This is a genomic window from Pantoea sp. FN0305 (assembly GCF_050113845.1).
Taxonomy (GTDB): Bacteria; Pseudomonadota; Gammaproteobacteria; order Enterobacterales; family Enterobacteriaceae; genus Mixta; species Mixta alhagi.
Map to the genome: position 1 here is coordinate 634,701 of NZ_JBNJSN010000001.1, position 26,273 is coordinate 660,973.

At 52.5% G+C, this 26,273-nt stretch carries 20 protein-coding genes, 2 tRNA genes and 1 pseudogene; 15 read left to right on the forward strand and 8 right to left on the reverse strand.

The features are described 5' to 3' along the window. Positions 1 to 49: 49 nt before the first annotated feature. The 3 genes and pseudogenes from ACQE3Y_RS02870 to ACQE3Y_RS02880 all read right to left on the reverse strand — a co-directional run bounded on the left by ACQE3Y_RS02870 (position 50) and on the right by ACQE3Y_RS02880 (position 1,634). Complete coding sequence (locus ACQE3Y_RS02870) at positions 50 to 352, reverse strand: fimbrial biogenesis chaperone (protein ID WP_426980934.1); 303 nt, start codon at positions 350 to 352, stop codon at positions 50 to 52. 18 nt (positions 353 to 370) lie between these two features. After that, positions 371 to 777, reverse strand: a pseudogene (locus tag ACQE3Y_RS02875) (fimbrial biogenesis chaperone); the annotation flags it as partial. A gap of 781 nt (positions 778 to 1,558) precedes the next feature. Next, a tRNA-Asn gene (locus ACQE3Y_RS02880) sits at positions 1,559 to 1,634 on the reverse strand. 187 nt (positions 1,635 to 1,821) lie between these two features. On the opposite strand from ACQE3Y_RS02880, the gene ACQE3Y_RS02885 reads away from it, so the two are divergent. Further along, positions 1,822 to 3,654 (forward strand): DNA/RNA non-specific endonuclease, encoded by a 1,833-nt coding sequence (locus tag ACQE3Y_RS02885; protein ID WP_426980823.1) that lies wholly within the window; start codon positions 1,822 to 1,824, stop codon positions 3,652 to 3,654. 74 nt (positions 3,655 to 3,728) lie between these two features. Here the strand turns inward: ACQE3Y_RS02885 and ACQE3Y_RS02890 are convergent, their stop codons facing one another. Continuing rightward, positions 3,729 to 4,376 (reverse strand): TetR family transcriptional regulator, encoded by a 648-nt coding sequence (locus ACQE3Y_RS02890; RefSeq protein ID WP_426972085.1) that lies wholly within the window; start codon positions 4,374 to 4,376, stop codon positions 3,729 to 3,731. Positions 4,377 to 4,810: 434 nt separating this feature from the next. Here ACQE3Y_RS02890 and ACQE3Y_RS02895 point away from each other — a divergent pair, with 434 nt between their 5' ends. Then, on the forward strand, positions 4,811 to 5,551 hold the full coding sequence (locus tag ACQE3Y_RS02895) for a hypothetical protein (protein ID WP_426980824.1): 741 nt from the start codon (positions 4,811 to 4,813) through the stop codon (positions 5,549 to 5,551). 170 nt (positions 5,552 to 5,721) lie between these two features. Here ACQE3Y_RS02895 and ACQE3Y_RS02900 read toward each other — a convergent pair. After that, positions 5,722 to 5,797, reverse strand: a tRNA-Asn gene (locus tag ACQE3Y_RS02900). Between the two features lie 496 nt (positions 5,798 to 6,293). Here ACQE3Y_RS02900 and ACQE3Y_RS02905 point away from each other — a divergent pair. From ACQE3Y_RS02905 to ACQE3Y_RS02920, 4 genes are all read left to right on the forward strand, one after another. Continuing rightward, positions 6,294 to 7,214 (forward strand): sugar ABC transporter substrate-binding protein, encoded by a 921-nt coding sequence (locus ACQE3Y_RS02905; protein ID WP_426980826.1) that lies wholly within the window; start codon positions 6,294 to 6,296, stop codon positions 7,212 to 7,214. A gap of 68 nt (positions 7,215 to 7,282) precedes the next feature. Then, positions 7,283 to 8,767 (forward strand): sugar ABC transporter ATP-binding protein, encoded by a 1,485-nt coding sequence (locus ACQE3Y_RS02910; protein WP_426980827.1) that lies wholly within the window; start codon positions 7,283 to 7,285, stop codon positions 8,765 to 8,767. 30 nt (positions 8,768 to 8,797) lie between these two features. Continuing rightward, complete coding sequence (locus ACQE3Y_RS02915; RefSeq protein ID WP_426980935.1) at positions 8,798 to 9,817, forward strand: ABC transporter permease; 1,020 nt, start codon at positions 8,798 to 8,800, stop codon at positions 9,815 to 9,817. Between the two features lie 315 nt (positions 9,818 to 10,132). Further along, on the forward strand, positions 10,133 to 11,062 hold the full coding sequence (locus ACQE3Y_RS02920) for an Rpn family recombination-promoting nuclease/putative transposase (protein ID WP_426980828.1): 930 nt from the start codon (positions 10,133 to 10,135) through the stop codon (positions 11,060 to 11,062). 157 nt (positions 11,063 to 11,219) lie between these two features. Here ACQE3Y_RS02920 and ACQE3Y_RS02925 read toward each other — a convergent pair whose 3' ends face one another. Next, positions 11,220 to 12,533: a CitMHS family transporter gene (locus ACQE3Y_RS02925; protein ID WP_426980829.1), complete on the reverse strand. Its 1,314-nt coding sequence runs from the start codon at positions 12,531 to 12,533 to the stop codon at positions 11,220 to 11,222. Positions 12,534 to 13,098: 565 nt separating this feature from the next. Here ACQE3Y_RS02925 and nac point away from each other — a divergent pair. From nac to ACQE3Y_RS02950, 5 genes are all read left to right on the forward strand, one after another. After that, positions 13,099 to 14,016 carry a nitrogen assimilation transcriptional regulator NAC gene (gene nac, locus ACQE3Y_RS02930; protein ID WP_426972092.1) on the forward strand — a complete coding sequence of 306 codons (918 nt, stop codon included), beginning with the start codon at positions 13,099 to 13,101 and terminating at the stop codon, positions 14,014 to 14,016. 152 nt (positions 14,017 to 14,168) lie between these two features. Beyond that, a complete protein-coding gene (cbl, locus tag ACQE3Y_RS02935) occupies positions 14,169 to 15,125 on the forward strand; it encodes an HTH-type transcriptional regulator Cbl (RefSeq protein WP_426972093.1) in 957 nt (318 codons plus the stop codon). Between the two features lie 68 nt (positions 15,126 to 15,193). Next, positions 15,194 to 16,018: a GNAT family N-acetyltransferase gene (locus ACQE3Y_RS02940; protein WP_426972094.1), complete on the forward strand. Its 825-nt coding sequence runs from the start codon at positions 15,194 to 15,196 to the stop codon at positions 16,016 to 16,018. A 71-nt stretch (positions 16,019 to 16,089) separates the two neighbouring features. Continuing rightward, positions 16,090 to 17,886 (forward strand): thiamine pyrophosphate-requiring protein, encoded by a 1,797-nt coding sequence (locus tag ACQE3Y_RS02945; protein WP_426980830.1) that lies wholly within the window; start codon positions 16,090 to 16,092, stop codon positions 17,884 to 17,886. Positions 17,887 to 18,045: 159 nt separating this feature from the next. Further along, positions 18,046 to 18,891, forward strand: a complete 846-nt coding sequence (locus ACQE3Y_RS02950; RefSeq protein WP_426980831.1) for an oxidoreductase — start codon at positions 18,046 to 18,048, stop codon at positions 18,889 to 18,891. A gap of 77 nt (positions 18,892 to 18,968) precedes the next feature. Here ACQE3Y_RS02950 and ACQE3Y_RS02955 read toward each other — a convergent pair whose 3' ends face one another. Continuing rightward, positions 18,969 to 21,143, reverse strand: a complete 2,175-nt coding sequence (locus ACQE3Y_RS02955; protein ID WP_426980832.1) for a bifunctional diguanylate cyclase/phosphodiesterase — start codon at positions 21,141 to 21,143, stop codon at positions 18,969 to 18,971. Between the two features lie 262 nt (positions 21,144 to 21,405). On the opposite strand from ACQE3Y_RS02955, the gene phnH reads away from it, so the two are divergent. The 4 genes from phnH to mdtI all read left to right on the forward strand — a co-directional run bounded on the left by phnH (position 21,406) and on the right by mdtI (position 24,738). Next, complete coding sequence (gene phnH, locus ACQE3Y_RS02960) at positions 21,406 to 21,957, forward strand: phosphonate C-P lyase system protein PhnH (RefSeq protein ID WP_426972099.1); 552 nt, start codon at positions 21,406 to 21,408, stop codon at positions 21,955 to 21,957. A gap of 251 nt (positions 21,958 to 22,208) precedes the next feature. Continuing rightward, positions 22,209 to 23,504 carry an NCS2 family permease gene (locus ACQE3Y_RS02965; protein ID WP_426972100.1) on the forward strand — a complete coding sequence of 432 codons (1,296 nt, stop codon included), beginning with the start codon at positions 22,209 to 22,211 and terminating at the stop codon, positions 23,502 to 23,504. Positions 23,505 to 24,053: 549 nt separating this feature from the next. Then, entirely contained in the window at positions 24,054 to 24,422 is a 369-nt protein-coding gene (mdtJ, locus tag ACQE3Y_RS02970; RefSeq protein ID WP_250650264.1) for a multidrug/spermidine efflux SMR transporter subunit MdtJ, read from the forward strand. Next, positions 24,409 to 24,738 carry a multidrug/spermidine efflux SMR transporter subunit MdtI gene (gene mdtI, locus ACQE3Y_RS02975; protein ID WP_426980833.1) on the forward strand — a complete coding sequence of 110 codons (330 nt, stop codon included), beginning with the start codon at positions 24,409 to 24,411 and terminating at the stop codon, positions 24,736 to 24,738. The genes mdtJ and mdtI overlap by 14 nt, the downstream gene beginning before the upstream one ends. Positions 24,739 to 24,786: 48 nt before the next feature. Here the strand turns inward: mdtI and ACQE3Y_RS02980 are convergent, their stop codons facing one another. Then, entirely contained in the window at positions 24,787 to 26,247 is a 1,461-nt protein-coding gene (locus tag ACQE3Y_RS02980) for an AMP nucleosidase (RefSeq protein WP_426980834.1), read from the reverse strand. Between the last annotated feature and the right edge of the window lie 26 nt (positions 26,248 to 26,273).

Consider the following 26,273-nt stretch of genomic DNA (forward strand, 5'->3'; position numbering starts at 1 on the left):
CATCTTCGACACCAATCGAAAACGTTAAATATCTGGATGTCAGGAGAAATTATAATTTGACATGTACCGGCATACTGATATCACCATAATCATTAATAATACGGTAATTAATATCAGAAGCGCCGTGATAGCCTTTTATTAACATTGTTGAGTGGGGCGAAACCATGTCGGCATCCAGCGCATGCGCCGTGTCGTTTCCTTCCCAGACTTTGCTAAAGGTTACATAATAGGGCGTTGGATTATAAACCTGTAATTTTCCTGCGGCTTTTTTCCACGTCAACTTTTTATATTGATTGCCCATCTCAGGCGATACCGCAGCAGGGCGATATAATATTTTAACCTTTGTCAGCATCACTAATATCAGCTGCGAGCCGCTTTTCTCTTCAACTTTAGGGATCTCTTTAACATTGAGCCGATAAAGTTGCTCCTGTGGTTGTTCAGCAAGAGAAGAATCGATAGCCTCTATATGCAAGGCAACTTTCTGATGTGCTTTGATTTTACCAGCGGCGGCTGTACAAATAGCGCTTCCTGCACACCGTTATTATCAGTGGTAATCCAGCTTTGTATGAGATAATCACGGTCTGTAGGGTTATCTACTTTTACTACCCCCATTCCGCCTTCATTAGCGCTCAGCACTACTCGATTCTGATCAAGTATTAACGATGCCTGTGCCTGGCCGCTAACAAGCATCATTAACAATAGTGAAACGCTTCCCTGGCATATGACGTTGCCTGCACGCCATAATCTGAATCCCTTTAACATTGCGTTAAGGTTCATGCTTTTTTACCAATAAATATAACGTTGCTATAACGCTAAGAATTATCTGATAGGTCTTTCAAGGAGCCGTAGATTAATTATTTTTACAGTGCCATGTCAAATTGATGATAAAAGTAAATCCTCATTACAGAGGATGGTTATTTTATTTACAAAGTAATATAACCTGCCTTACATCTACGGCTCTAATAAGTAAAAAAGGAATATTAAATCTGTTTTTTATAATAAAAATAGATTTTTTGTTGGAGTGCGGAAAAATTATTAATATTGGTTATAGATTATTATTAAAAAAAACGGCCGCAATGGGAAGTTCTTGACCCGTCTATGAAAGGATTTAACGACAAGTGCTTTATAACGAATGAGCCTTTTAGCACACACTTAACGCCTGAGCGCTATTTTATGCTGCCTTTCAGCACTTGAGATGCTTTTTTAAGATTTAAATCCCGCCATGAAGATAAATCAAGTTTTTAAATTTATAATTGCATTTTCCTTTTGTGGAGGTTTTTTTGACTTAACTAAAATTAAACATCAGAAATTTTGCTAATAGATCATTTTGTGGCTTCCGGTCAGCATGTATGACCAAAAAATCACCTCTGGCACGAAAAAAGCCTTATAACAGTCACTTTATGGCGGCATAGCTTTATGGCGTAGGTACAGGGATGTATTGAGATAAGTGGAAAATGTACAGAACGATGTAAGTTGTTTCGAGGCAGGAAAGGGAGTGAAAAGTATTCGGAGCTGGAAAGCAAAAGAGCAGACGCCTGGCGTCTGCTTTTTCTGAATTTGGCTCCTCTGACTGGACTCGAACCAGTGACATACGGATTAACAGTCCGCCGTTCTACCGACTGAACTACAGAGGAATCGTGTGAACGGGGCGCATAATATCGAGGGCGTTAGCGCTTGTCAAAGCCTGATTCGCAAAAAGCGATTGAATGCTGAAGAAAACAGCAATGCGAGGTTATCCTGCTCTGTTAAGCGCCGTGCCGATGTGCGTAAAGGTGACTATGGTTATGGAGGCGGTTTAACAGCAAGGCGAAAGGAGAAACCATGAGGCAGACAGAATATCTGGTACGGCAGCGGCTGACATTGACCACGGCCCAGCGCAAACAGAGCGTGAAGGCCATAGCCGAAGGCAAACTTGAGCTGGCTGAGCCGGATAGCCGACGCGCGCAGCGTTATGCTTTCCAGCGCATGCTGGAGAGGACGGCAATCATCGGCCCGGAAGCGGATTTTTTACCCACCGGCTTTTTACTGCAGGGTGCTGAACGGGCCAAAGCAGTGGCGCTGGTACGGGAAGATGGCGTCCCGAAAGGCACCGGTTTTCTCACGGGGGCCGGACTGTTTGTTACCTGCTTTCACGTATTACCGGATCGCCAGCGCGCCGCTGGCTATAGCGTGGAGTTCGGCTACTGGCTGAATGAGCAGGATAACAGCGCTGCAACCGCTATTTACTCGCTGGATGCCGATAGTTTCTGGCTAACCAGCCCGGAGGATGAGCTCGATTGTACGCTGGTTGCGCTGGGTGAACAGCGCACGGGCGATGCCGATGCGGCGCTGCCTGGCCAGATAATGCTTAGCGATCGACCCGATAAACACCGGCTGGGCATGGCGGTAAATATCCTTCAGCATCCTGCAGGCGCGGCGCAGCAGGTGGCGCTACGTGATAACTATTTGCTGGCGCGTGGGGAAGAGGGCAGCGCGGCGGCAAATGTCCTGCATTACACGGCGGATACTGAAGAAGGCTCTTCCGGCGCGCCGGTTTTTAACGATAGCTGGGAGTTGGTGGCGCTTCATCACGGTGCGGCACAGGACGAAAGCGGCACCCTGATTAATGAGGGCATTCGTGTCAGCGCCCTGGTGGACTGGTTAAAAGCAGAGGCGGTAAAGCTGGAACCCTTAGCGCGTCAGCGGTTGATTGCAGCACTACGCGGCGAACGCGCGCTGACGCTCACAGAACTGGCACGCGCCGCGCCAGATGCGAATTATGCTAACCGTAACGGCTATCAGGCAGATTTTTTAACCGATCACGCGGTGCCGCTGGCACAGATCCTGACGCCAAGAGCGGCGGAAATCGCCCCGCTGCGATCCGGCGCGACCGGCACCGAGGCGATTCTGGATTACCAGAACTTTTCGCTGGCCCTCTGTGCCGAGCGACGCATCGCTTTTCTTACCGCCACCAATATTGATGGCGCGCGCTATATCAACATCAATCGCGACAGTGGTCAGCCCTCGCTGCTGGCAGAAGGCGACAGCTGGTATGAGGATAGCCGCATCGACAGCCGCTATTATTTGGTTCAGTCTTTTTATCGCGAATTCAGCCGCTGGTTCGATCGCGGCCATCTGACCCGTCGCAGCGATCCAACCTGGGGAACGCCGCAGGAGGCGATCCGCGCCAATAAAGATACCTTTCATTTTACTAACTGTTCACCGCAGCATTTTCGTTTTAATCAGAGCCTGCAGTACTGGCAGGGCGTAGAGCGTTATATTCTGGAATATGGCGTACTGCAGAGTAAAAAGCAGATTACAGTGCTCACCGGCCCGGTCCTTGACGATCAGTGGCGACAATATGGTGAGGCGAAGGTGCCGCTGATGTACTGGAAAGTGGTATTACGCATCGGTAATGAAGGAGAGCCGCAGGCCACGGCGCTACTGGTTAGCCAGGCGAATCTGCTGGATGAGCCACGGCGAGTCATTGCCACCGCGCAGCAGGATAAGGTGCCACAGGTTGATGAGTTTCGGATTACGGTGAGGGGGCTGGAAAGCCTGACCGGGCTGGATTTCTCGGCTTTTCGCGCCTGGGATAGCTGGCAGCCATCGCCAGGGGTGCGCGCCGATCCATTACCGGCGGCACTGATAATGTCATGGCGCGATCTGCTCTGATATAACGCTGACTATTTAACTTGTTAAGCAGGCTGGCGACAGAGACCAGCCTGCTGTTTTCTCAAAAAACGGCATTAAGCCGGCGCATCACAGCGGCGTAAATAGCGCAGCGTGGCGGTGACGGCCAGTTGTCGATTGCGTTTAATACTTTCCGCTTCACTGTTATCGGGAGTGAACAGCGCATTAAAGGTATAGCGGTTTGAGACATGATGAACGCATATGCTGCTGATCAGCCGGTGTACATCAATGGTATTCACGTCACGATGAAACAGGCCTGCCTGCTGTCCACGCGTCAAAATATCCTCCAGCAAATCCAGCGCGCTACGGTTAAGCGCTTTGATGCGCGGCGACTGGCTGATATAACGGCCTCGCAGCAGGTTTTCACTACAGACCAGACGCATGAAATCAGCATGCGTAGCGTGATAATCAAAGCTTTCCTCTACTAACCGGATAATCGCCTCTTCCGGCGGCAGTTCGCGTAAATTCAGGCCGGTTTCATGTTCGCGGATCTGCTGATAAACCTGCTCCAGCACTGCAAGATAGAGGTTTTCTTTATTGTTGAAATGGTAGACCACCATACGTTTGGTGGTTTGCGCGTTATCTGCAATCTGCTCCAGGCGCGCGCCCTGCATGCCATATTCGGCAAAGGCTTTTAGCGCGCCTTCAAGAATACGTTTTTTCAGTCCTTCAGGATCGTTTTTGCGTTTTGCCTGTTCAACCATATTGGGGCAATTCCCGTTAATTAAGCCGCTGGCAGGGTAACGTGTTGATCCGTTAAACACAACGCCAGCGCCCAGGCTGGAAAACTTCCGCCACGAAAGCCATTTTTATCTGCCTGAAACCGTCGCCGATGCAGCGCTGATTATTTAACTCATGCCAGATGTGACTCACTTATTATTGGTCTCAATAAAAAGCCAGTAAAACTTTTAAAGCAGCAGCCTGTTTTTTTATTCAATGGCTTAAATCAGCTTTTTGCAAAGCATATGAACCACAAGATGCCAGTTAAAATCAGACCCCTAATGTTAATAATTCTTATTTTGGACGCGAGTCTATTTCTTTATTCAGCAGAGCTCCTATGATTAAGCCGGTTAAACCAGGGTATTAAAAAAGAGCGCTGAACGCTCTATACCAAAAATAGTATAACAGGTAGGGTGCTATGTCTTTTGTTACCAATATCGATCCGAATAACGTTCCACGCTTATTAGAAAACATTGAAAATCAGGGTTATGCCGTACTGGAAAATGTGGTCACCGATGAAGGGCTTGCAAAATTTCGTGCCTGGATTGACGAGGTAAGCGCAGAGGCGGGAAAGGGATATCATGCGATTTTCGGCGATGTGGAAAAAATTGATCACACGCCGCTGGCCCGGCTTAGTGAAGACGCTGACTTTCGACAACTTATGCAGCGGATGGCGGAAAAGTCGCTGGCGCGCCGGTTAGCCGATCAAAATATTCTGGCCGTACTGCGCTGTGTACAGGGAGAAAGCGGTAAAAAGAAATCCAACTCTTTTCATTATGATGCCAGCGTCATTACCGCACTGCTGCCGATTGAAATCCCGCAGGAAGGGAAGGCGCGCGGGGATTTGCTTTTGTTTCCTAACCTGCGGCCTTTTCGCTCCAGCGTAATATTCAACGTGCTGGAAAAGAGCCTGATGCAAAACAGATTATCGCGTTATCTGTTAATGAAAGCGATCAAGCACCGGCTGGTCAAACCCATGACGCTCTACTTAAAGCCGGGCAATATCTACTTCTTTCACGGTTATCGCACCTTTCACGCTAATGGCCCGTGCGATCCTGCCTTTCGACGCGCCACGGCGCTGTTTCATTTTGGCGATCCGCATCATGGCAGCACGCTGACCCGTTCTATTATTAAAGTTAACCGACTGTTGGCGAAGTAGCACTGACAAGGTTGCGATGAGTAAATGAACAGAGAACCCCCTCTGCCGATGGCGAAAAGTTGGTGAATGATGGCGGCTAAACAGGGATAACAAGTATCCGCTTCAGTAAGAAAGCAAGCGCAGAATGCAAAAAGCCCGCTCAGGTTTCCCTGAGCGGGCTTCTCTAAATATGGCTCCTCTGACTGGACTCGAACCAGTGACATACGGATTAACAGTCCGCCGTTCTACCGACTGAACTACAGAGGAATCGTGTGAACGAGGCGAATATTACCTGGCACCCATCTGAATGTCAAAGCCTCTCCCGCCTTTCCCCGTGCGTTTGCTGGCAAAATCAGCAATAAGCTGCCATTTGCTGCTTTTCTAATCTGCCGGGTAGATCTCAATTTAAACGCTTTTCCCGGCTGTTGTTAGAGGCATGTCAAATTTTTGTTATTTGGTAATTTTAAAACGGGCGTTTCGATGCTTTCATTATGAAAATTTCAATAAAAGTTATTATGAAACAAACGAACTGTTTCAATGCGTGAGCGTTGTTACCAGGGCTTTATAAACGGCTTTTTTACACGCATTAAGATAAAAATCAGCAGGTTGAAAAGGTGAGGTGTAAACAGAAAAAGCGCGACAGTTATAAGGTTTTATCTCTTTCCGTAGCTTTAAACCCTGGTGATGTTGTGTGAATGTAAAAAATATTTTTCATTCGAGGTAACGGCCCGCCAGCGCAACTTAACGATTCAAAGGGTGAACTATGAAGATGAAAAAAGCGATTGTTGCTTCTGTTATTGCCTGCTTGCTGCCTGCGGCAGTGCTGGCGAAAGATATTCAGCTGGGCATATCAATGGCGCTGTTTGATGACAATTTTCTGACTATTTTGCGTACCGCCATGCAGAAAGAGATGGATAAAAATCAGGTGCAAGGCCAGATGGAAGATGCCAAAGGTGACGTGGCGCAGCAGCTGCAACAGGTGCAGAACTTTATTGGTCAGGGCGTTGACGCAATTATTGTGAATCCGGTGGATACCAACGCAGTAAAACCGATTATGGATCAGGCCAGCAAAGCAGGCATTCCGCTGATCTTTGTTAACAGGCGTCCTCAGGCGGAGCTGACTGACAAAATGGCCTATGTGGGATCGGATTCTGAACTGGCGGGCCGCCTGCAAATGGAAGCACTAGCAAAAGCGATAAATCAAAAAGGCAACGTCGCTATTTTAATGGGCGATCTGGCCAACGAAGCCACCCGCGACCGTACCAAAGGCGTTGAGGCGGTTGTGGCTAAATATCCGCAGATCAAAATCGTTCAGAAGCAAACTGCCAAATTTATGCGTAATGAGGCGGTGGATGTGGTCAGCAACTGGATGACCGCAGGCGATCAAATTGACGCTATCGCATCCAATAATGACGAAATGGCTATCGGTGCACTGATGGCGTTGGGGAAAAGTAGCAAGGTGCTGATTGCCGGCGTGGACGGTACGCCTGATGCGCTACAGCAGATCAAAAACGGCAGGATGGTCGCCACCGTTTTCCAGGATGCCAAGGGGCAGGGCGAAGGTGCCGTTCAGACGGCTATCAAGCTGGTGAATGGCGAAACAGTTCAGAAAAGCGTGATGATTCCCTATCAGCTGATTACCAAAGAGAATTATCAACAGTTTGTCAGCCGTAACCAAAAATAATTCTTTCCGTTCTCCTGCCGCCCGTTATGCGGGCTGCTGGCAGACGACCTGTCGTACGGAGGTAAAACATGACGGCTTATGCGCTGGAAGCTGAAGGCATCAGTAAATTTTTTCCAGGGGTGAAAGCGCTGGATAACGTCTCGCTGCGCGTCAGGCCCGGCACGGTACATGCGCTGATGGGAGAAAACGGCGCGGGGAAATCCACGCTGATGAAATGCCTGATTGGGATCTATCGTCCCGACCAGGGGGTAATCCGTATCAAAGGCGAGCCGGTGCAGTTTCAGGACACGCTGGATGCGCTGCGTTCCGGTATCTCAATGATTCATCAGGAGCTTAATCTGGTGCCATGGATGACGGTAGCCGAAAATATCTGGCTGGGACGTGAGCCGGTAAAGTTTGGCCTGGTGGATCATCGCCAGCTGAATCAGCAAACCGCAGAGCTACTCAGCAAGCTTAATATTCGCCTGCCGGCGGGTCGCATGGTGGGAGAGTTAAGCATTGCCAGCCAGCAGATCGTGGAAATTGCCAAAGCGGTCTCGTGGAACGCCGATATTGTGATTATGGATGAGCCAACCTCGGCGTTGACTGAAGGTGAAGTCGCGCATTTGTTTACAATCATTCGCGATCTGCGGGCGCAGGGAAAAGCAATTGTTTATATCAGCCATAAAATGGATGAAATCTTTGCCATCACCGATGAGGTCAGCGTATTTCGCGACGGCAGCTGGGTAGGCAGCGAACGGACCGACAGCTATACCCGCCAGTCATTGATCACCCAGATGGTGGGCCGCGAACTGACGCAGCTGTTCCCTAAATTCAACAACGCCATCGGCGAAGAGGTGCTAACGGTGCGTCATCTGTCGCGCCAGGATGCGTTTGAGGATGTCAGCTTTAGCATACGGCATGGTGAAATCCTTGGCGTTGCCGGGCTGGTGGGTGCCGGACGCAGCGAAGTAATGGAAACTCTGTTTGGCATGGCATCTGCCGACAGCGGGGAAGTACTGATTGACGGCGTGCCGGTCACCATCGACTCGCCCTCAACGGCGATCGAGAAGGGCATGGCGTTTCTGACTGAGGATCGTAAAAAATCCGGTCTGTTTCTGGTGTTGTCGGTGCTGGAGAATATGAGCATCGTAAATATGCCGGAATACAGCAGCAAAGGCGGCTTCGTCAGCCATGTGCAAATGGCGCAGGATTGTATGGAGCAGATCCGGCGGCTCAATATTAAAACTCCCACCATGGATCAGATCATCAATAACCTCAGCGGCGGCAATCAGCAGAAAGTGTTGATTGCACGCTGGCTGCTGGCGCAGCCGAAAATCCTGATTCTGGATGAGCCGACGCGCGGCATTGATGTTGGCGCGAAAGCAGAGATCTATCGATTGATCAGTGAGCTGGCCAACCGTGGCGTGGCGGTGATTATGGTGTCGTCAGAGCTGCCGGAGATCCTGGGCATGAGCGACCGGGTGATGGTGATGCACGAAGGGCGGATAACCGGCATCCTCGATAAAGAAGAGGCCGATCAGGAAACCATTATGTCGCTGGCATCCGAGTGAAGCGAGAGGAAGATTATGAGCAACGTGAAAATGAGTACTCAACAACCGCGCGCATCGCGTCAGCCGCTGTTAAGCCAGCTGCAGGGCAAGCTGCCAAAAGATACCGGCATTTTTATTGTGATGCTCGGCATCGCATTGATTTTTGAAGTGGCAGGCTGGTATGTGCGCGATCAATCTTTTTTGTTGAACACCAATCGTCTGGTGCTGATTGTACTGCAGGTGGCGATTATCGGCATTATTGCCGTTGGCGTAACGCAGGTGATCATCACCACCGGCATCGATCTCTCTTCCGGTTCGCTGATAGCGTTAACGGCGGTGGTGGCGGCCAGCCTGGCGCAAACCTCGGACAGTCTGTCGCCGATGTTTCCTTCGCTGGTTGACCTGCCTGCCGTGGTGCCGATTGTTGCCGGGATTGGGGTGGGTATCCTGTGCGGTTTGATTAACGGTGTACTGATAACCCGCACCGGTATTCCGCCTTTTATCGCCACGCTGGGCATGATGGTATCCGCCCGTGGGCTGGCGCAGTATTACACGCAGGGCAACCCTATCAGCTTTCTGTCTGATGGTTTTACCGCCATCGGTCAGGGCGCGATGCCGGTCGTGATCTTTCTGGCGGTGGCGGTGATATTTCACATTGCGCTGAAACATACGCGCTACGGCAAATATGTTTACGCTATCGGCGGCAATATGACCTCGGCGCGCGTTTCCGGAATTAACGTTAATAAGTATCTGGTGATCGTGTATACCATTGCCGGCGGGCTGGCCGGACTGGCGGGCGTTGTGCTGGCGGCACGCGTCAGTACCGGGCAGTCGAGCATGGGCATGTCTTATGAACTGGATGCTATCGCGGCGGCGGTAATTGGCGGCAGCAGCCTGATGGGCGGTGTGGGTCGCATTACCGGCACGCTGATCGGCGCGGTCATTCTCGGGCTGATTAAAAGCGGATTTACCTTTGTAGGCGTGGATGCCTATATACAGGATATTATTAAAGGCATCATTATTGTTGCTGCGGTCTCTATCGATATGCACCGTAATCGCAAAAAGCGGTAAGACGTTTTATTACAGATAATCTATTAACAGGGTAATGCTCATCGTAATTGTGCGAAATAATAGTGCGAGCTGATTTGAGTTTTTGACTTAATGAAGTTGATTTTCATGACGCATAAACTGATGATTGATCGCGTTTATAGTGGATTGTCAATAAGCCTATTAAGTTTGCGCTGCTATTATTTTCGTTGCATAAATCAGGCAGGTGAATAATGAACGTCGTTTCATTATTTTCCTGCCTGAATAGCGATAATGGTGGTGAGGAAATAATAGCGTTGCATTAATAAAAGAGAAGCAATATACAAAAACGATTGGTCAATGAAAAACAACAACAGAACACCAACGCCCCATGATGCTACCTTCCGTCAGTTTTTGTCACAGCCTGAAATTGCGCGTGATTTTATGGAGCTGCATCTTCCGCCTGCGTTGCGCGCCATTTGCAACCTCAGCACGTTGAAGCTGGAGTCAGGATCCTTTGTAGAAAGTGACCTGCGCCAGTATTTCAGTGACGTACTTTATAGCCTGCAAACCTCCGCAGGTGATGGCTACATTCATGTATTGATCGAGCACCAGTCGTCGCCGGATAAACATATGGCGTTTCGCCTGTTGCGTTACGCCGTAGCGGCGATGCAGCGCCATATCGAAGCGGGTCATAATAAGCTACCGCTGGTGATACCGGTGCTTTTTTATGTTGGCAAACGCAGCCCTTATCCCTATTCAACACGCTGGCTGAATGAATTTGATAACCCTGACCTGGCTGGCAAGCTTTACAGCGGTGCTTTTCCGCTGGTGGATGTCACTGTGATCCCTGACGATGAAATCATGAAACATCGCAGCATGGCAGCACTCACATTATTGCAGAAGCATATTCATCAGCGTGATATTGCCACCCTGACAGATCGTCTGGTCACGCTACTGATGGCCGATTATCTTTCTTCACCGCAGGTAATGGTGCTGATACAATATTTAATACAGGCAGGTGAGTCTGCCGACTCCGAAGCTTTTGTTCGCGAACTGGCACTGCGTGTGCCGCAACACGGGGACGCACTTATGACCATCGCCCAACAGCTTGAACAGCAAGGTATTGAGAAAGGTATTGAGAAGGGTATCCAGCTCGGTCGACAGCAGGGCCGAAATGAAGGCAAATTAGAAGTTGCCCGCAGCCTGCTAAAAATGGGAATGCCTCGTGAGTCAGTGCGGGAGGCGACCGGTTTAACCGAGGATGACCTGGCCCAGCTTCACCATTAATTGCTTTCTTACTGTTTTATCGCCTGGCCGGGCCTTCACTAAATAAGCACCGGCCATGCAATATTCCGTTCAGACTTATTCCGCTATAGCGATTAAATCCTTCTCTGACTATCGCCATAGCTGGCGCGATGCGCCAGCTGCAGGTTTACAGACCTGCTCAGCGGTGCCAGAGCGGAAAGGCGCCAAACACCACGCCGCCTACCAACAGCGCCATACTTACCACAATCCCCCACTTAATTGAAAAGCGCTGATGGTCGCCAATATCCACCTTCGCCAGCCCAACCAGCAGATAAATTGATGGCACCAGCGGGCTGAGCAGATGGAAGGGTTGACCGACAATCGAAGCGCGCGCGATCTCTTCGGTGCTGATACCGTAGCCTGCGGCGGTCTGGGCGATCACCGGCAGAATGCCAAAATAGAACGCATCGTTAGACATAAAGAAAGTAAAAGGCAGGCTGATTACTGCGGTAAACACCGCCAGGTAAGGGCCAAAGCTGTGAGGGATCACCGCCAGCAGGCTCTTCGCCATAGCGTCCACCATGCCAGTACCGGACAAAATTCCGGTAAACACCCCGGCAGCGAAAATCAACGCGGTCACCGCCAGCACATTAGCGGCGTGCGCACCGATGCGCTCTTTTTGCTGCTCCAGCGAGGGATAATTAAGCATCACCCCGATGGCGAATGCCAGCATAAACAGAATATGAATGGGCATCAGTCCCACGACCAGCAGCACCAGCAGCGTGGTGGTAAGGATAAAATTGGGCCAGAACATTTTAGGGCGTCGGTTAGCCTCACAATCCTCTGCATCGCCCAGCCCCAGGCTGATATTTTCCAGATGATGACTTTCCATCGTCATGATGCCCAGCCGCCGACGTTCGCGCAGACCGAACAGCACCGCCATTCCCACCAGGGTAAAACAGCCCAGCAGCATCGCCGGGATCATGGGAATAAAAATATCCAGCGCATCAATACGCAGCGCTGCTGCCGCGCGAGCGGTTGGACCGCCCCAGGGCGACAGGTTCATAATGCCGCTGGCCAGATTAATTAAACAGAGCATCGGCAGCACATTCATCCCCAACCGATGATACAGCGGCAGAAATGCCGCGACGGCAATCATATAGGTTGTGGAGCTGTCACCATCCAGCGAAACCAGCAGCGTCAGCACAGCCGTGCCAACCAGCACCTTTAATGGATCGCCGCGTACAATTTTTAAAATCAGCCGCACCAGCGGATCAAATAGTCCGGCATCAATCATCAAACCAAAATAGAGGATGGAAAAAGTTAGCATCACGCCGGTGGGGGCCAGCGTTTTGACGCCGTTAAGCATCATTTCGCCCAGTCCGTGCCAGAAACCGCCTACCAGCGCAAAAAAAGTAGGAACAATAATCAGCGCAATCAGCGCCGACATTCGCCTGGTCATGATCAGATACATGAAGCAGATCACCATCGAAAAACCCAGCACAGTCAGCAAAATACTTTCCTTCTAAAAATTAAGGAGACAGCAGGCGTACTACCGCTTATCTCTGGTGGTGAGGGGTTATAGTATGACGTCACGTTATCTATCTTTTACAAAGGGCACATAAAAGTTAATGAAGTGATAATTTCATTTGGGATAACCTGCTGTTTTTACGATTTTTTTGTGAATTAAGGTAATAACAAAAATTTTACATTTGCCATAAGTGAAAAGGGGAACAGTGACAGAGTTCATGTTTCGCCCGGTATGAAAGCAGGTTTTTGTGATGAAGATCGAAAGAGTAGCGGCGCAGCGCTTATAAAAAGTTTCTCTTATCGCCCGCACAGTACAAACGCAGCCGCTGCACGCTTCTGGTGCGACAGACCATTAACCTGCCGGGCTGGCGACATAAATTTAGCCCTTTAACTCGTTTAGGGTAATCAGATTCTCTTATTTTATCGTGGGTTAGCGATGCCGCATTTTGACCGCGATGAAAACTGGCCTGCATATTGCAATGCATGGTTTACAGCCGCGATGCGCGCCTGAGCTGGTAACAACATTCGGTAACCCCGACGGAGGCAACATGAACTTAAGACGGCTTAAATACTTCGTAAAAATTGTCGATATTGGCAGTCTGACTCAGGCGGCGGAAGTGCTGCATATTGCGCAGCCTGCATTGAGTCAGCAGGTGGCCACGCTGGAAAATGAACTGGACCAACAGCTGTTGATCCGTACCAAACGTGGCGTAACGCCCACCGAGGCCGGAAAAATTCTGTATGCCCATGCGCGAACCATTTTACGTCAGTGTGAACAGGCGCAAATGGCAGTGATCAATGCCGGACAGACGCTGAACGGTCAGGTCTCTATCGGTCTTGCGCCGGGCACCGCTGCTTCTTCGCTAACCATGCCGCTGCTGCAAACGGTGCGTGAAGAGTATCCGGAAATCCTGGTTTACCTGCATGAAAACAGCGGCTCTTCGCTTCATGAAAAAGTGATAAACGGACAGCTCGATATGGCGGTGTTATATGACCGCACGCCGCTGGCGGGCATTACCAGCACGCCGCTGATGAAAGAAGAGCTTTATTTGGTAGGGGTCTGCAATGCGCCTGGCAGCATGGTGGATCTGGCTCAGGTAGCGCAGATGAACCTCTTTTTGCCGCGTGATTACAGCGCGGTGCGTAAACGGGTCGATGAAGCTTTTTCATTACGACGCCTCAGCGCGCGTATCATTGGTGAAATTGAATCGCTTGCCACCCTGAGCGCCGCCGTTTCCAGCGGTATGGGCGCAACGGTGCTGCCGGAGTCGGCGGCACGGGCGCTGGTTAGCGCGACTAACGGCTGGATGGCGCGTATTAATTCACCTTCGCTTAATCTACCGCTATCGCTCAATATCTCTTCGCGTCTGCCGCTATCGCCTTCCGCTCAGGCGGTGAAAAATATCCTGCTGACGCTGCTGAACAAGCCCGTTGCGGAAGAGCGTGAGCTGATGCTGGTGGGTTAGATCATCTTTGATCACGGACAGGCTGGTTAATCATTACTGGTCGTCCGCCTTTATCTCATAAATGCATAAGAAACCGTTTTTTATTATTTGTAGCTATCAATAAGCCTGCTTAACATTAAGGCAGCATTGAACGCCAGATAAGGAGAAACGGTTTGAACTTTCAACAGCTTAAAATTATCCGTGAAGCCGCACGCTGTGAGTTTAACCTGACGGAGGTGGCGAATACGCTTTTTACCTCACAGTCTGGCGTCAGCCGCCATATACGCGATTTAGAAGATGAATTGGGTGTAGATATCTTTATCCGTCGCGGCAAACGGCTGCTGGGCATGACCGAGCCGGGCAAAGCGCTGCTGGCTATCGCTGAGCGCATTCTCGATGAAGCGAGTCGGGTACGACGGCTGGCGGATCTCTTTACCAACGAAACCAGCGGTGTCCTGACCATAGCCACTACCCATACACAGGCGCGCTACAGCCTGCCAAAAGTGATCAAAGCTTTTCGCGCGCTCTGGCCGCAGGTGCGGCTGGAGCTGAATCAGGGATCGCCGCAGGAAATAGTAGCGATGGTTGCTGCTGGCGAAGCGGACATCGGTATCGCCAGCGAGCAGCTGGTTAATCAGTCGGCGCTGGCGGCCTTTCCGTGGTTTAGCTGGCATCATGCGCTGCTGGTGCCAAAAGGACATGAGCTGGAGCAGGAGCAGGAGCTTACTCTGGCGGCGCTCAGCCGCTATCCCCTGATTACCTATCGGCAGGGGATTACCGGACGCTCGCGTGTCGATCGCGCCTTTCAGGCTGCGGGGCTGAAACCGGACATTATCCTCAGCGCGCAAGACTCCGACGTCGTGAAAACTTATGTTGATCTGGGGCTTGGCGTGGGGATCCTTGCCGATCAGGCATGCCAGCTGGATACGCAATCAGCGCTGACGCGGCTTGATGCGCGCCATCTCTTCGAGGCCAGCACCGTGTGGCTGGCGCTAAAGCGCGGGCAACTGCAGCGCAATTATGTCTGGCAGTTTCTTGAGTTATGCAGCGCCAACCTGTCGCTGGAGGAGATGAAACGTCAGGCGCTTAGCGTTCAGGAAGAGGAGCCAGCGATCGACTTTCAGATTTAATCTCTTTGTCCCGTGTATTGCAGATCGTAAAAGCAGCGGCTAATGTCGCTATTTTTGCAGGGGCGAGGATGATTAAGTTACGGGCAATGACGCCGCACGATCTGGACGACTGTGTGGCGCTCACGCAGGAAGTTAAGTGGCCACATCGTCTTGCCGACTGGCAACTAATGCTGCAACTGGGCGAAGGCGTAATAGCGGAACAGCAGGGGCGTGTGGTCGGCAGCACGCTGTTCTGGCGCTGGGGCGCGGAGCGCGCCTCGTTGGGCGTGATCATTGTCGCAGGTCAGCTGCGCGGTCAGGGCATCGGTAAGGCGCTGTTACACTATACGTTGCAGCAGCTGGAGGGCTGGCAGCTGCATCTGCACGCTACCGCCGCCGGCGCGCCTCTCTATCGTCAGATGGGATTTGTCGCCTCGGGCGACGTGATTCAGTATCAAACGTCAGCGTTGACGCCGCCGCCCGCCAGCGGGCTGGTACAGATGGCGCGGCAGAGCGATCTTCCGGCGCTGGCGCAGCTTGACTGGCAGGCAAACGGCTTTCAGCGGCTACCGTTGCTACAGCAGCTATTCCAGAGCGGTGCCAGCATCACGCTGCTGCGTCAGCAAACGGTGCCGCTGGGCTTTGCTGTTACCCGCCGTTTCGGGCATGGCTATGTGATCGGCCCGGTCATCGCACCTGACAGGCAAATGGCGCAACAGCTGATTATTGAAGCGATGCAGCCGCTGGCTGGCGCTTTTGTGCGTATTGACAGCCGTCGCGAGGCAGGACTGGGCTCGTGGCTACAAACCCTTGGTTTACAACCGGTAGATAATCCGTTGCGCATGGTGCGCGGCAGCGAGTGGCAGCCGCAGGGGATGACGGCCTGGAGTTTGATGAGTCAGGCGATGGGCTAAACGCGGCGGTTGTGTTTTGAACAGGTCAGCTATGCTTAAAGTCTGTGTAATCTGAGAGGGAGAAACAGACAATGGCAATGAAGACCAGCGATTTTTTTGTAGCGCGCCTGAAGGCATGGGGCGTTACGCGAATTTACGGTTACCCCGGCGATGGCATTAATGGGGTGCTGGGCGCGATTCAGCGAGCAAATAAAGCGGGCGCCGGCATTGAGTTTATTCAGGTACGCCATGAAGAGATGGCGGCATTTATGGCTGCAGGCCATGCCAAATTTACCGGCGAACTGGGCGTTTGCCTCTCTACCGGCGGCCCGGGCGCCACGCATCTGCTGACCGGTCTGTATGATGCAAAAATGGACCACGCGCCGGTGCTGGCGATTTCCGGCCAGGCGGAAACCACCTCTCGCGGCTCCAACTATCAACAGGAGCTGAATCTCGATCGCGTGTTTTCTGACGTTGCTAATTTTGTGCAGGAGGCGGCGGCCCCGGCGCAGGTGCGCCATCTGGTCGATCGTGGCGTGCGTATTGCGAAAGCGCAAAACGGCGTGGCGGTGCTGATTTTGCCGAAAGACCTACAGGACGAGCCGTGGCAGGAGCCGCAGCATGCGCACGGCTTTACCCATTCCGGCCCAGGCTATCAACGACCAAAAGTGGTGCCTTATGAGGATGATTTGCAACGTGCTGCAGAAATCCTCAACGCCGGTAAAAAAGTTGCGATTCTGATTGGTTCCGGCGCACGCGGCGCGGCCGTAGAGGTGGTGCAGGCGGCGAATGTGCTGGGTGCGGGCGTGGCGAAAGCGCTGCTGGGCAAAGATGTGTTGCCGGATGACGCGCCGTTTGTGACCGGCTCTATCGGCCTGTTGGGCACCAAACCCTCTTCAGAGATGATGAAAAACTGCGACACGCTATTAATGATCGGCAGCGGCTTTCCGTGGACAGAGTTTTTGCCAGAAGAGGGCAAAGCGCGAGCGGTACAGATTGATATCGATCCTTCAATGCTTGGCCTGCGCTATCCCTGCGAGGTGAATCTGCATGGCGATGCGGCGGAAACGTTACGTGCGCTGCTGCCGCTGCTGCAACATAAAGCAGACCGCAGCTGGCAGGAGAATATCGCCCGTCAGGTACAGGAGTGGTGGCAGGTGATGGAAGAGAGGGCAATGGCACCCGCGAAACCCGTTAACCCGCAGCGCGTGGTATGGGAAATGTCGCCCCTGCTGCCTGACGATGCCATTGTTACCTCAGATTCCGGCTCCTGTGCCAACTGGTTCGCTCGCGATTATCGGGTCAAACAGGGACAGCGCGCCACGCTTTCCGGCGGCCTGGCCTGCATGGGCGCGGCGGTGCCGTATGCGATTGCCGCCAAGTTTGCTTTTCCGCATCAGCCGGTGGTGGCGCTGGTGGGCGACGGCGCGATGCAAATGAACAATATGGCGGAGCTTATCACTATCCAGAAATACTGGCAGGGCTGGGGCGATGCACGGCTGATTGTCTGCGTGTTTAATAACCAGGATCTTAATCAGGTGACCTGGGAGCAGCGGGTGATGGAAGGCAATCCACGCTTTGAGGCCAGCCAGGATATTCCCAATGTGCACTACGCTGCCTTTGCTGAGATGCTCGGCCTGAAGGGCATTTTTGTCGACGACCCGGAAAAGCTCAGTGCCGCCTGGCAGGAAGCGCTAAGCAGCGACCGACCGGTAGTGCTGGAAGTGAAGACCGATCCGGAAGTAGCGCCGCTGCCACCGCATATTACCTTTAAACAGGCGAAAGCCTTTATGACCTCAATGTTAAAGGGCGATCGCGGCGCTGCGCAGGTGATTGGCGATACCGCCAGCCAGTTGCTGAACGAAGTGTTGCCCACTAAAAAGAGATAACCTGAGCGGCGTGGCAAGGCGTTTGTAAAACCGCCGCTCCTGGCTTATGTTTACGAAAAATCAAAGGTTAACCTCTCTTCAACGGGCGAGGCTGTCAGGAACATATCCGTGAGTTAACGGAGTTTCCTGCTTCGCCCGATCGCACATAAGGAAAACAGCATGACAACTGAAACGCGCCCGGTGTGGTTTATTACCGGCTGCTCTACCGGTTTTGGCCGTGAGCTGGCGAAGCAGGCGATTGAACGTGGATTTAACGTGGTGGTTACCGCCCGCGATGTGCAAAAAGTTGCGGACCTGGTGCCGGGTAAAGAACAGCAGACGTTGGCGCTGGCGCTTGATGTCACCGACAGCGCCAATATTGATGGTGCGGTTAAGGCAACGCTGGAGAAGTTTGGCACCATTGATGTGCTGGTAAATAATGCAGGTTATGGCTATCAGTCATCGGTTGAAGAGGGCGTTGAAGAAGAGATCCGCGCGCAGTTTGATGCTAACGTTTTTGGTCTGTTCGCCATGACGCGTGCGGTGCTCCCGGCTATGCGCAAGGCGCGGCGCGGGCATATTATTAATATTACCTCGGTGGCGGGCCTGATTGGTTTTCCTGGCTCCGGCTACTATGCCGCCAGCAAGCATGCGGTAGAAGGCTGGTCCGATGCGCTGGCGGTTGAGGGTGAGCCGCTGGGCATCAAGGTTACCTGCGTTGAGCCGGGGCCATTCCGCACCGACTGGGCGGGGCGCTCATTGCATCAGACAGAAAACCGTATCGATGATTATGCGGAAACCGCTGGTGCGCGCATGAAAAATACCGCAGGCTACAGTGGCCAACAGCCGGGCGATCCGGCGCGCGCCGCCGCCGTAATGATGGCGATTACTGAAAATGCTCATCCGCCGCGCCATCTGGTGATGGGAGCGTTTGGCTTTGAGGCGGTCACTAATAAACTCCGTGAGCGGCTGGCGCAGATTGAAGCGTGGCGAGAAACCTCACTTGGCACCGACTTCCCGGCGTAAAGCCCAGCTCAGCCACAGCATAGCGGAACAAGCCGCCTCGCCCTGAAACTATTGTCAGCGGTTTAAGGGTGAGGCATTTATCCTGCTTTACGCTTTTCCAGCATCAGAGCAATTTGTTCAGACGGCACAGCCTGGCTAAACAGATAGCCCTGTAGCTGGTTGCAGCCCGCCTCAGCCAGTGCCAGCATCTGCCCGTTTGTTTCTACGCCTTCTGCCGTAACCGTCAGGCCCATGGCATGACCAAGTCGGACGACAGATTCAATAATCGCCGTTGAGTTCTCCGCCACGCCCAGCGACTGGGTAAAGGAGCGGTCAATTTTGATTTTATCCACCGGGAAATTGCTTAAGTAGTTCAGGCTGGAGTAGCCGGTGCCGAAATCATCCAGCGCGATGCGGAAGCCGGCCTCACGCAGGGCAATGATAATGGCGCGAGCCTCTGGCTCATTATCAATCAGTACGCCCTCGGTAATCTCCAGTTCAAGAGCGCGGGGATTAGCGCCTTCCATCTGCACGATATCTTTAACACGCTGTACAAACCCGGCGGCGCGAAACTGCAGCGGCGAGACATTAACGGCGATTGTCAGCGTTGGCCAGCGTAGAGAAACCCGGCACGCTTCGCGCAGCACCCATTCGCCGATTTGTAAAATTAATCCGGTTTCTTCGGCAATAGGAATAAACTCTGACGGCGCGATAAACCCGCGCTGCGCGTGCTTCCAGCGCAGCAAGGCTTCAAATCCTAAAATTCGTTCGCCCTTCACGTCCATTAAGGGCTGGTACCAGACCTCCAGCCCCTGTTTCTGCTGCAGCGCATGACGCAGATCGGCTGCAATCTGCTGACGTGTTTGTACCGATTCGTCCATGGCACGCGCGAAATGGCGATACTGCGCACGCCCCTCGTTTTTCGCCTCGTACAGCGCAATATCTGCTTTGCGCATCAGCTCCTGACGATCCAGCCCGTCCTGCGGTGCGACCGTGATGCCGATACTGACGCCAATCCAGGCTTCACTGCCCAGCAGTTTATAAGGCTTCGCCAGCGCATCGAGAATTTCCTGACACAGCACATCAATTGCGCTGAGATCCTGAATATCCTCCATCACAATAACGAACTCATCGCCGCCTATGCGTCCAACGGTATCATTGTCGCGCAATAGCGCAGCAAGGCGATGTGAAACCTCAATGATTAAATCGTCACCGGCATGGTGGCCATAGGTGTCGTTGATATTTTTAAAGCGGTCGAGATCCAGCAGCAGCAGCGCCGCCTGGCTGCGGTTACGCGTCGCACGCGCCAGTGCCTGCGTCAGCCGATCGTCAATCAGCGCGCGGTTGGGGAGGCCGGTAAGCACATCATGAAATGCCAGATGCTGCGCCTGGGCTTCGCTGGCGCCCAGACGTAATATCGACTGAGCCAGACCCAGCTGCATGCGCCAAAGGCGATACATCATCACAATACAAACCACAGTGGTAACCAGCAGTAACGCGCCGATCAACGGCATCAACATTTTTACTATCTCACTGCCCGGTTGTTCTGGTCGCCAGGCAAAATAGCCAGCGGAAAAGCCGAGACGCGAGGTAAGCTGAAAGCGTGCCTGATCGGCAGGCGCGGGGCGATCGCCAATATAGTGCAAACCATCAATCAGGCTGCGCTGGGCCAGCGCATTGAGAAAACCATCGTCAAGATATTTAATGCTAATAATCCTGAAGCCACTGTTATTCCCTTCCGTACTAATATTACTGATGGCTACCAGTGCCGCCCGCTCACCAATTTTCACATAGTCAACCAAATCCTGAATGCCCAGTTCATGCTGGCGTGCCAGCCAGGGTGACAGCGCAGGTTCAAATTTGCTCCAGTAGGAGGCCTCACTGCGCTTTCCGTTTTGCCAGCCATACGGTGCCTGATCCTGCGGATCAAGAACAAAGATGTCCTGATGCCCAAACATCTCATATAGCCAGATGCCGATATTATCGTCCAGCCAGAGCGTATCCTTACCGGGCTGCTGCAGATACTGGACCAGAGGCAGCCAGTTGCTCAGGCTGTGTAACTGGCGTAAATGTTCGGTCATGCTCTGAGAAAACGCGGTTTTAACGATATTTTCCTGCTGTACCAGCGCCTCGTGGTTATTGTGTTTTGCCGTCCATACCAGGCTGAAGCTGGCTGCGCACCAGGTAATGAACAAGACCGCTGCTAATGGCAAAACCACTTCACGAATAAACTCGCGTCGAAAAGTGTCTGGTAGTTGATCTTTATTAAACATTTTTCCACTCATGCCACTGTTCTCTGATAGTTAATTGTGACAGATAAAATAGATTTTGCTCCATATGGATACTGGCGAAGCGGCAAATCTAACGTTTTGATCTAACATTAGGAGTGAATGATATTTTTATTAATGATGTTAATCAGTGGCAGGGTGGGTAGCCAGACTTAACACAAATTCATCATGCTGCCACCGCCGCGTAACCCGTCTGTCATTTAGCTGCGGCAAAGTAGCCATCATGCTGTACCTAACGGAGAAGAATATGAGTTTACTGGCGAGCTTAAACCGCCCTGTAGTAGCCACGCAGCCTGTGCTGCGCAGAATTTTAAAAGCCATGAACGAAGCTGGCGTAGCCGTCACGCTGCCCTGCGCTCAGCGTTGGGCAGGTCTCTCACCTGCGGCAACGGCGCTGTTGATGACCCTGAGCGAAGCGGATACTCCGCTGTGGCTGGATGAATATCTGGATACACCTGAGTTGCGCGATGCTCTGTACCAGGCCGGAAGCGCGCCGCTGAGCCATACCCAGTCTGCTGCCCTGGCGTTGCTGCACAGCGATAGCAACCCTGACCTGCATGCCATTGCAGCGGCGGGTGCCACGGTGATCCTGGAGGTTCCGGCACTTAACGGCGGCCTGACGCTGCGCCTGCGTGGGCCAGGCATTCAGGAGCGCCGCGCCGTCGCGCCGCAGCTGCCGCCACAGGTGATCGCATTTTTGCGTGAGTGGCCGCTAAACGGGCAGGGCATTAATTTGATGCTGACCTGTGGCGATATGGTCATGGTGCTGCCGCGCAGCGCGCAGGTTGCTGTCTGTTAATGACTGATGATTCAGTATCTGCGCTGATGCGCAGACCGTTACGGTTAGCACTATTCTGGTGCGGTGCGGTTTTATGGTGCCCTTTTACAGTGCGGAGGCGCATAAAAAGCAACCCGGAATAGCGCCGTGGTTGAAAACACGAGGTAGCTGCTGTGGCATAGCTCTTGCTAATCAGGAATGCTCTTATTCCTTTTATTTTGGCAAGAGAAACTTCACGCAAGTGACGACGTTAACGCTACGAGAGAAGCAGCATGCTGGAAAAACTATTTCAACTAAAAGCACACCACACCACGGTGCGTACCGAAGTGCTGGCCGGTATCACCACCTTCCTGGCAATGGCCTACATTTTGTTTGTTAACCCTACGATCCTTAGCGCCGCCGGGATGGATAAGGGCGCGGTTTTCGTTGCCACCTGTCTGGCGGCAGCAATTGGCTCGCTGCTGATGGGGCTGATTGCTAACTATCCTATCGCACTGGCGCCGGGGATGGGGCTGAACGCTTTTTTCACCTATACCGTGGTACTGCATATGGGCTACACCTGGCAAATCGCGCTGGGTGCGGTGTTTCTGTCGGCGCTGATTTTCTTCGCCTTATCAATTTTTAAAATTCGTGAATGGATTATTACCAGCATTCCGCTGCCGCTACGTTCCGGTATCGCGGCAGGAATCGGACTGTTTTTGGCCATTATCGCGCTGCAAAGTGCGGGCATAGTGATTGCCAATCCAGCGACGCTGGTGGGGCTGGGAGATTTAACCAAACCTGGCCCGCTGCTGGCGATGCTGGGTTTTATTATTATTGTGGTGCTGGAGGCGCGGCGCGTAACCGGCGCGGTGCTGATCGGCATTCTGGTGGTCACTTTTATCTCAATAGGGCTTGGTCTGTCGCCTTTTGCCGGAGTCTTCTCCGCACCGCCCTCTATCGCGCCCACCTTTTTGCAGCTGGATATCAAAGGCGCGCTGGATATTTCTCTGGTCAGCGTGATTTTTGCCTTCTTGTTTGTGGATGTATTTGATAACTCCGGCACGCTGATTGGCGTTACCAAACGCGCCGGCCTGGCGGATGAGCAGGGCAATATCCCGAAAATGGGCAAAGCGCTGGTTGCCGACAGCGCCGCCGCGCTGTTTGGTTCGCTATTGGGTACCTCTACCACCACCAGCTACATCGAATCCGCCGCAGGCGTCAGCGCGGGCGGCCGAACCGGACTCACGGCGATTGTTGTGGCCTTCCTGTTTGTTCTCAGCCTGTTCTTTTCGCCGCTCGCCTCCAGCGTGCCAGCATACGCGACCGCGCCTGCGTTGCTTTTTATCGCAGTATTAATGACGGCCGGACTGGCTGAAATCGACTGGAAAGATATCACTACCGCTGCGCCGGTCACCGTAACCGCCCTGACCATGCCTTTGACCTATTCCATCGCTAATGGCATCGCCTTTGGTTTTATAACCTGGACGCTGGTGAAGCTGTTAAGCGGCCGCCGTCATGAGTTGAATGCAGCGCTGATTGTACTTTCGCTGCTGTTCGTGATTAAGCTGGGCTGGCTGAGCGCCTGATTCTCCGGGCCGTCTACGGTGGCGGCCCTTGCTTTGCTGCGCCCGCTTTCTGACATGATCCTGTATGCCACGCATTAGCGATTTTTATCGCTTTACTCCACCTGCAAATCCCAAAAGAATTTGATTTAAATCAGGAAAATCCGTGCTGATAAATGAGAGATTTCAGCAAATAGCGTTTTCGTGCTATATTTCACTCTAAGCTGTAATTTATTAACTTAATGAGGCACTGAAGCAGGTCATTTTACTTACTGACACAGTGAAAAATTATGCTGAAAGGTAGTAAGACATTCTCATCAAACTTCTTCGTCACTGGTTTTATCTCGCCGATAGTTACTTGCGAAACCCACTGGTGTAGCGAGCTGTAGCCCCGTTTACTCTTCTGTGACCATACGCGCATTCCGCGTGCCGGTATTCGGGCCCAGGCTGCTTACCGGAAGAATGGTTAACACTTTCATAAAAAGTTTTTTTATGCAGATTTTTACTGTAGGGCGCATTTTTGGCCGCTTTAGTAGTAAGTAATTATGTTTTTACCATCTTGAGGGTTTAAAGATGAAATATTGGTTTTTTTTGGCAGTTTCTATTGTTGCAGAAGTATCGGGTACGCTCTCTATGAAGTATGCCAGTCTGTACGGCGGCAAGCTGGGACATCTGATGATGTATGTCATGATCACACTTTCCTATATTGCGTTATCACTGGCGATAAAACGTATTGCGCTTGGCGTGGCCTATGCGCTGTGGGAAGGCGTTGGCGTATTGCTGATTACGCTCTGTAGCGTCACCCTGTTCGCTGAATCGCTGCCGCTGATAAAGGGGCTTGGCCTGATGGTATTGATTGCCGGTATCCTGTTATTGCACGGTGGTACCGACAAAGCTGGCAAACGTAAAGATGAAAAAGGAGAGTTGCATGCAGCCGCTTAATGGATGGCATATCGCCTTTTTAATGCTGGCGGTGGTACTGGAAATCACTGCGAATATTTTCCTTAAATACTCGGATGGTTTTCGCAAACCACTGCCAGGGCTCCTGTCACTGCTGATGGTAATGGGCGCTTTCAGCGCTCTGGCGCAGGCGGTGAAGGGCATCGATCTGGCGGTCGCCTATGCGCTATGGGGCGGCTTTGGCGTCATCGCAACGCTGGCGGCAGGATGGATCCTGTTTAAACAGCGTTTGCGTCCGCGCGGCTGGGTTGGTCTGTCGCTGCTGCTGGTGGGCATGGTGATGATCAAGCTGGCATAATTTCGGCATACTAAAAAAGACGCCCGCAGGCGTCTTTTTTATGCATATTTAGCGGAAAGGCGGCTCGTTAAAGGTACGTAGCTTGCGTGAGTGCAGCTTATCGCCCTCGGCGCGCAGCAGCTCCACCGCCCGGATGCCAATTTGCAGATGCTCGGAAATGGCACCCTCATAAAAGCGGTTAGCCTGACCGGGCAGTTTAATCTCGCCATGCAGCGGTTTATCGGAAACGCACAGCATGGTGCCGTAGGGCACGCGGAACCGATAGCCCTGCGCGGCGATGGTGGCGCTTTCCATATCCACCGCCACGGCACGGCTGAGATTAAAGCGCAGCGCCGAGGCTGAATAGCGCAGCTCCCAGTTACGATCGTCGGTGGTAACCACTGTACCGGTACGCAGCCGCATTTTTACCTCTTCGCCCGGCATTCCACTGATCTCTTTGGTAGCGTCATACAGTGCGCGCTGCACCTCGGCAATGCTGGGAATAGGAATATCCGGCGGCAACACCGCATCCAGTACGTGATCGTCGCGCAGATAGGCATGCGCCAAGACATAATCGCCAATTTGCTGACTTTCCCGCAGGCCGCCACAGTGGCCAATCATCAGCCAGGCGTGCGGACGCAATACCGCAAGATGATCGCAAATGGTTTTCGCATTTGATGGCCCCACGCCAATATTTACCAGCGTAATACCACGCTGGTTTGGCGAGATCAGGTGCCAGGCGGGCATTTGATGCTTTTTCCACGCCAGGTCGGAGAGGGCGGCTTCAGCATTCTCCGTTTCCTGAGTAATCAGCGCGCCGCCAGCGCAGGAGAGTGCCGTATAGGGACTGTTCTCATCTTTAATCTGCTCGCAGGCCCAACGTACAAATTCATCCACATAGCGCGTGTAGTTGGTAAACAGGACAAAAGGTTGAAAATGTTCCGGCGGCGTGCCGGTATAGTGCCGCAGACGCGCCAGCGAGAAATCGGTACGCAGCGCGTCAAAGTGGCTCAGGGGGAAAATGCTGGTGGTGTTGAAAATGCCGTCTGCCGTTTCATCGCCAATATTCGCCAGATCGGTGGTAGGGAAATGTTTCGCCAGCGCGCTGCTCATCGTGCGGTCCAGCCCAAAGTCGGAGCCGTCAATCACGTAAGGGAAGGGGATCTCCTGGCGCGACGGGCCAACTTCTATCGTGACCTCATAATCACGTTCGATAATCGCCAGCTGTTCGCGCAGATAGTGACGCAGCAGCTGCGGGCGAGTGATCGTGGTGGCATAGCTTCCGGCGTGGCTGAAGCGTCCCCAGGCCCGGCTGCGGTTTTTCTGCGGCGAGGTGCCGTCCCAACTGATACGCAGCTCCGGATAAACAAACAGCCCGTTGGCACGCGCCTGCGGATCCGGCAGCGTGCCCTCTTCAACAAAGGCTTTAATGGCGTCACGCAGGGCACTCACCGCCTGGTAATAGAGCGCATCCAGTTGCTCCAGCGCCTGCGCCGTATTCAGTCCATTAGCGAAATGGTCGTTAGCCATTTTTTCTCCTCAGGTTTTCAGCTTTG

Coding starts and splice junctions, on each gene's coding strand:
- ACQE3Y_RS02870 (WP_426980934.1), bottom strand. CDS start 352: ATGCTGACAAAGGTTAAAATATTATATCGCCCTGCTGCGGTATCGCCT.
- ACQE3Y_RS02885 (WP_426980823.1), top strand. CDS start 1,822: ATGAGGCAGACAGAATATCTGGTACGGCAGCGGCTGACATTGACCACG.
- ACQE3Y_RS02890 (WP_426972085.1), bottom strand. CDS start 4,376: ATGGTTGAACAGGCAAAACGCAAAAACGATCCTGAAGGACTGAAAAAA.
- ACQE3Y_RS02895 (WP_426980824.1), top strand. CDS start 4,811: ATGTCTTTTGTTACCAATATCGATCCGAATAACGTTCCACGCTTATTA.
- ACQE3Y_RS02905 (WP_426980826.1), top strand. CDS start 6,294: ATGAAGATGAAAAAAGCGATTGTTGCTTCTGTTATTGCCTGCTTGCTG.
- ACQE3Y_RS02910 (WP_426980827.1), top strand. CDS start 7,283: ATGACGGCTTATGCGCTGGAAGCTGAAGGCATCAGTAAATTTTTTCCA.
- ACQE3Y_RS02915 (WP_426980935.1), top strand. CDS start 8,798: ATGAGTACTCAACAACCGCGCGCATCGCGTCAGCCGCTGTTAAGCCAG.
- ACQE3Y_RS02920 (WP_426980828.1), top strand. CDS start 10,133: ATGAAAAACAACAACAGAACACCAACGCCCCATGATGCTACCTTCCGT.
- nac (WP_426972092.1), top strand. CDS start 13,099: ATGAACTTAAGACGGCTTAAATACTTCGTAAAAATTGTCGATATTGGC.
- ACQE3Y_RS02940 (WP_426972094.1), top strand. CDS start 15,194: ATGATTAAGTTACGGGCAATGACGCCGCACGATCTGGACGACTGTGTG.
- ACQE3Y_RS02945 (WP_426980830.1), top strand. CDS start 16,090: ATGGCAATGAAGACCAGCGATTTTTTTGTAGCGCGCCTGAAGGCATGG.
- ACQE3Y_RS02950 (WP_426980831.1), top strand. CDS start 18,046: ATGACAACTGAAACGCGCCCGGTGTGGTTTATTACCGGCTGCTCTACC.
- ACQE3Y_RS02955 (WP_426980832.1), bottom strand. CDS start 21,143: ATGTTTAATAAAGATCAACTACCAGACACTTTTCGACGCGAGTTTATT.
- phnH (WP_426972099.1), top strand. CDS start 21,406: ATGAGTTTACTGGCGAGCTTAAACCGCCCTGTAGTAGCCACGCAGCCT.
- ACQE3Y_RS02965 (WP_426972100.1), top strand. CDS start 22,209: ATGCTGGAAAAACTATTTCAACTAAAAGCACACCACACCACGGTGCGT.
- mdtJ (WP_250650264.1), top strand. CDS start 24,054: ATGAAATATTGGTTTTTTTTGGCAGTTTCTATTGTTGCAGAAGTATCG.
- mdtI (WP_426980833.1), top strand. CDS start 24,409: ATGCAGCCGCTTAATGGATGGCATATCGCCTTTTTAATGCTGGCGGTG.
- ACQE3Y_RS02980 (WP_426980834.1), bottom strand. CDS start 26,247: ATGGCTAACGACCATTTCGCTAATGGACTGAATACGGCGCAGGCGCTG.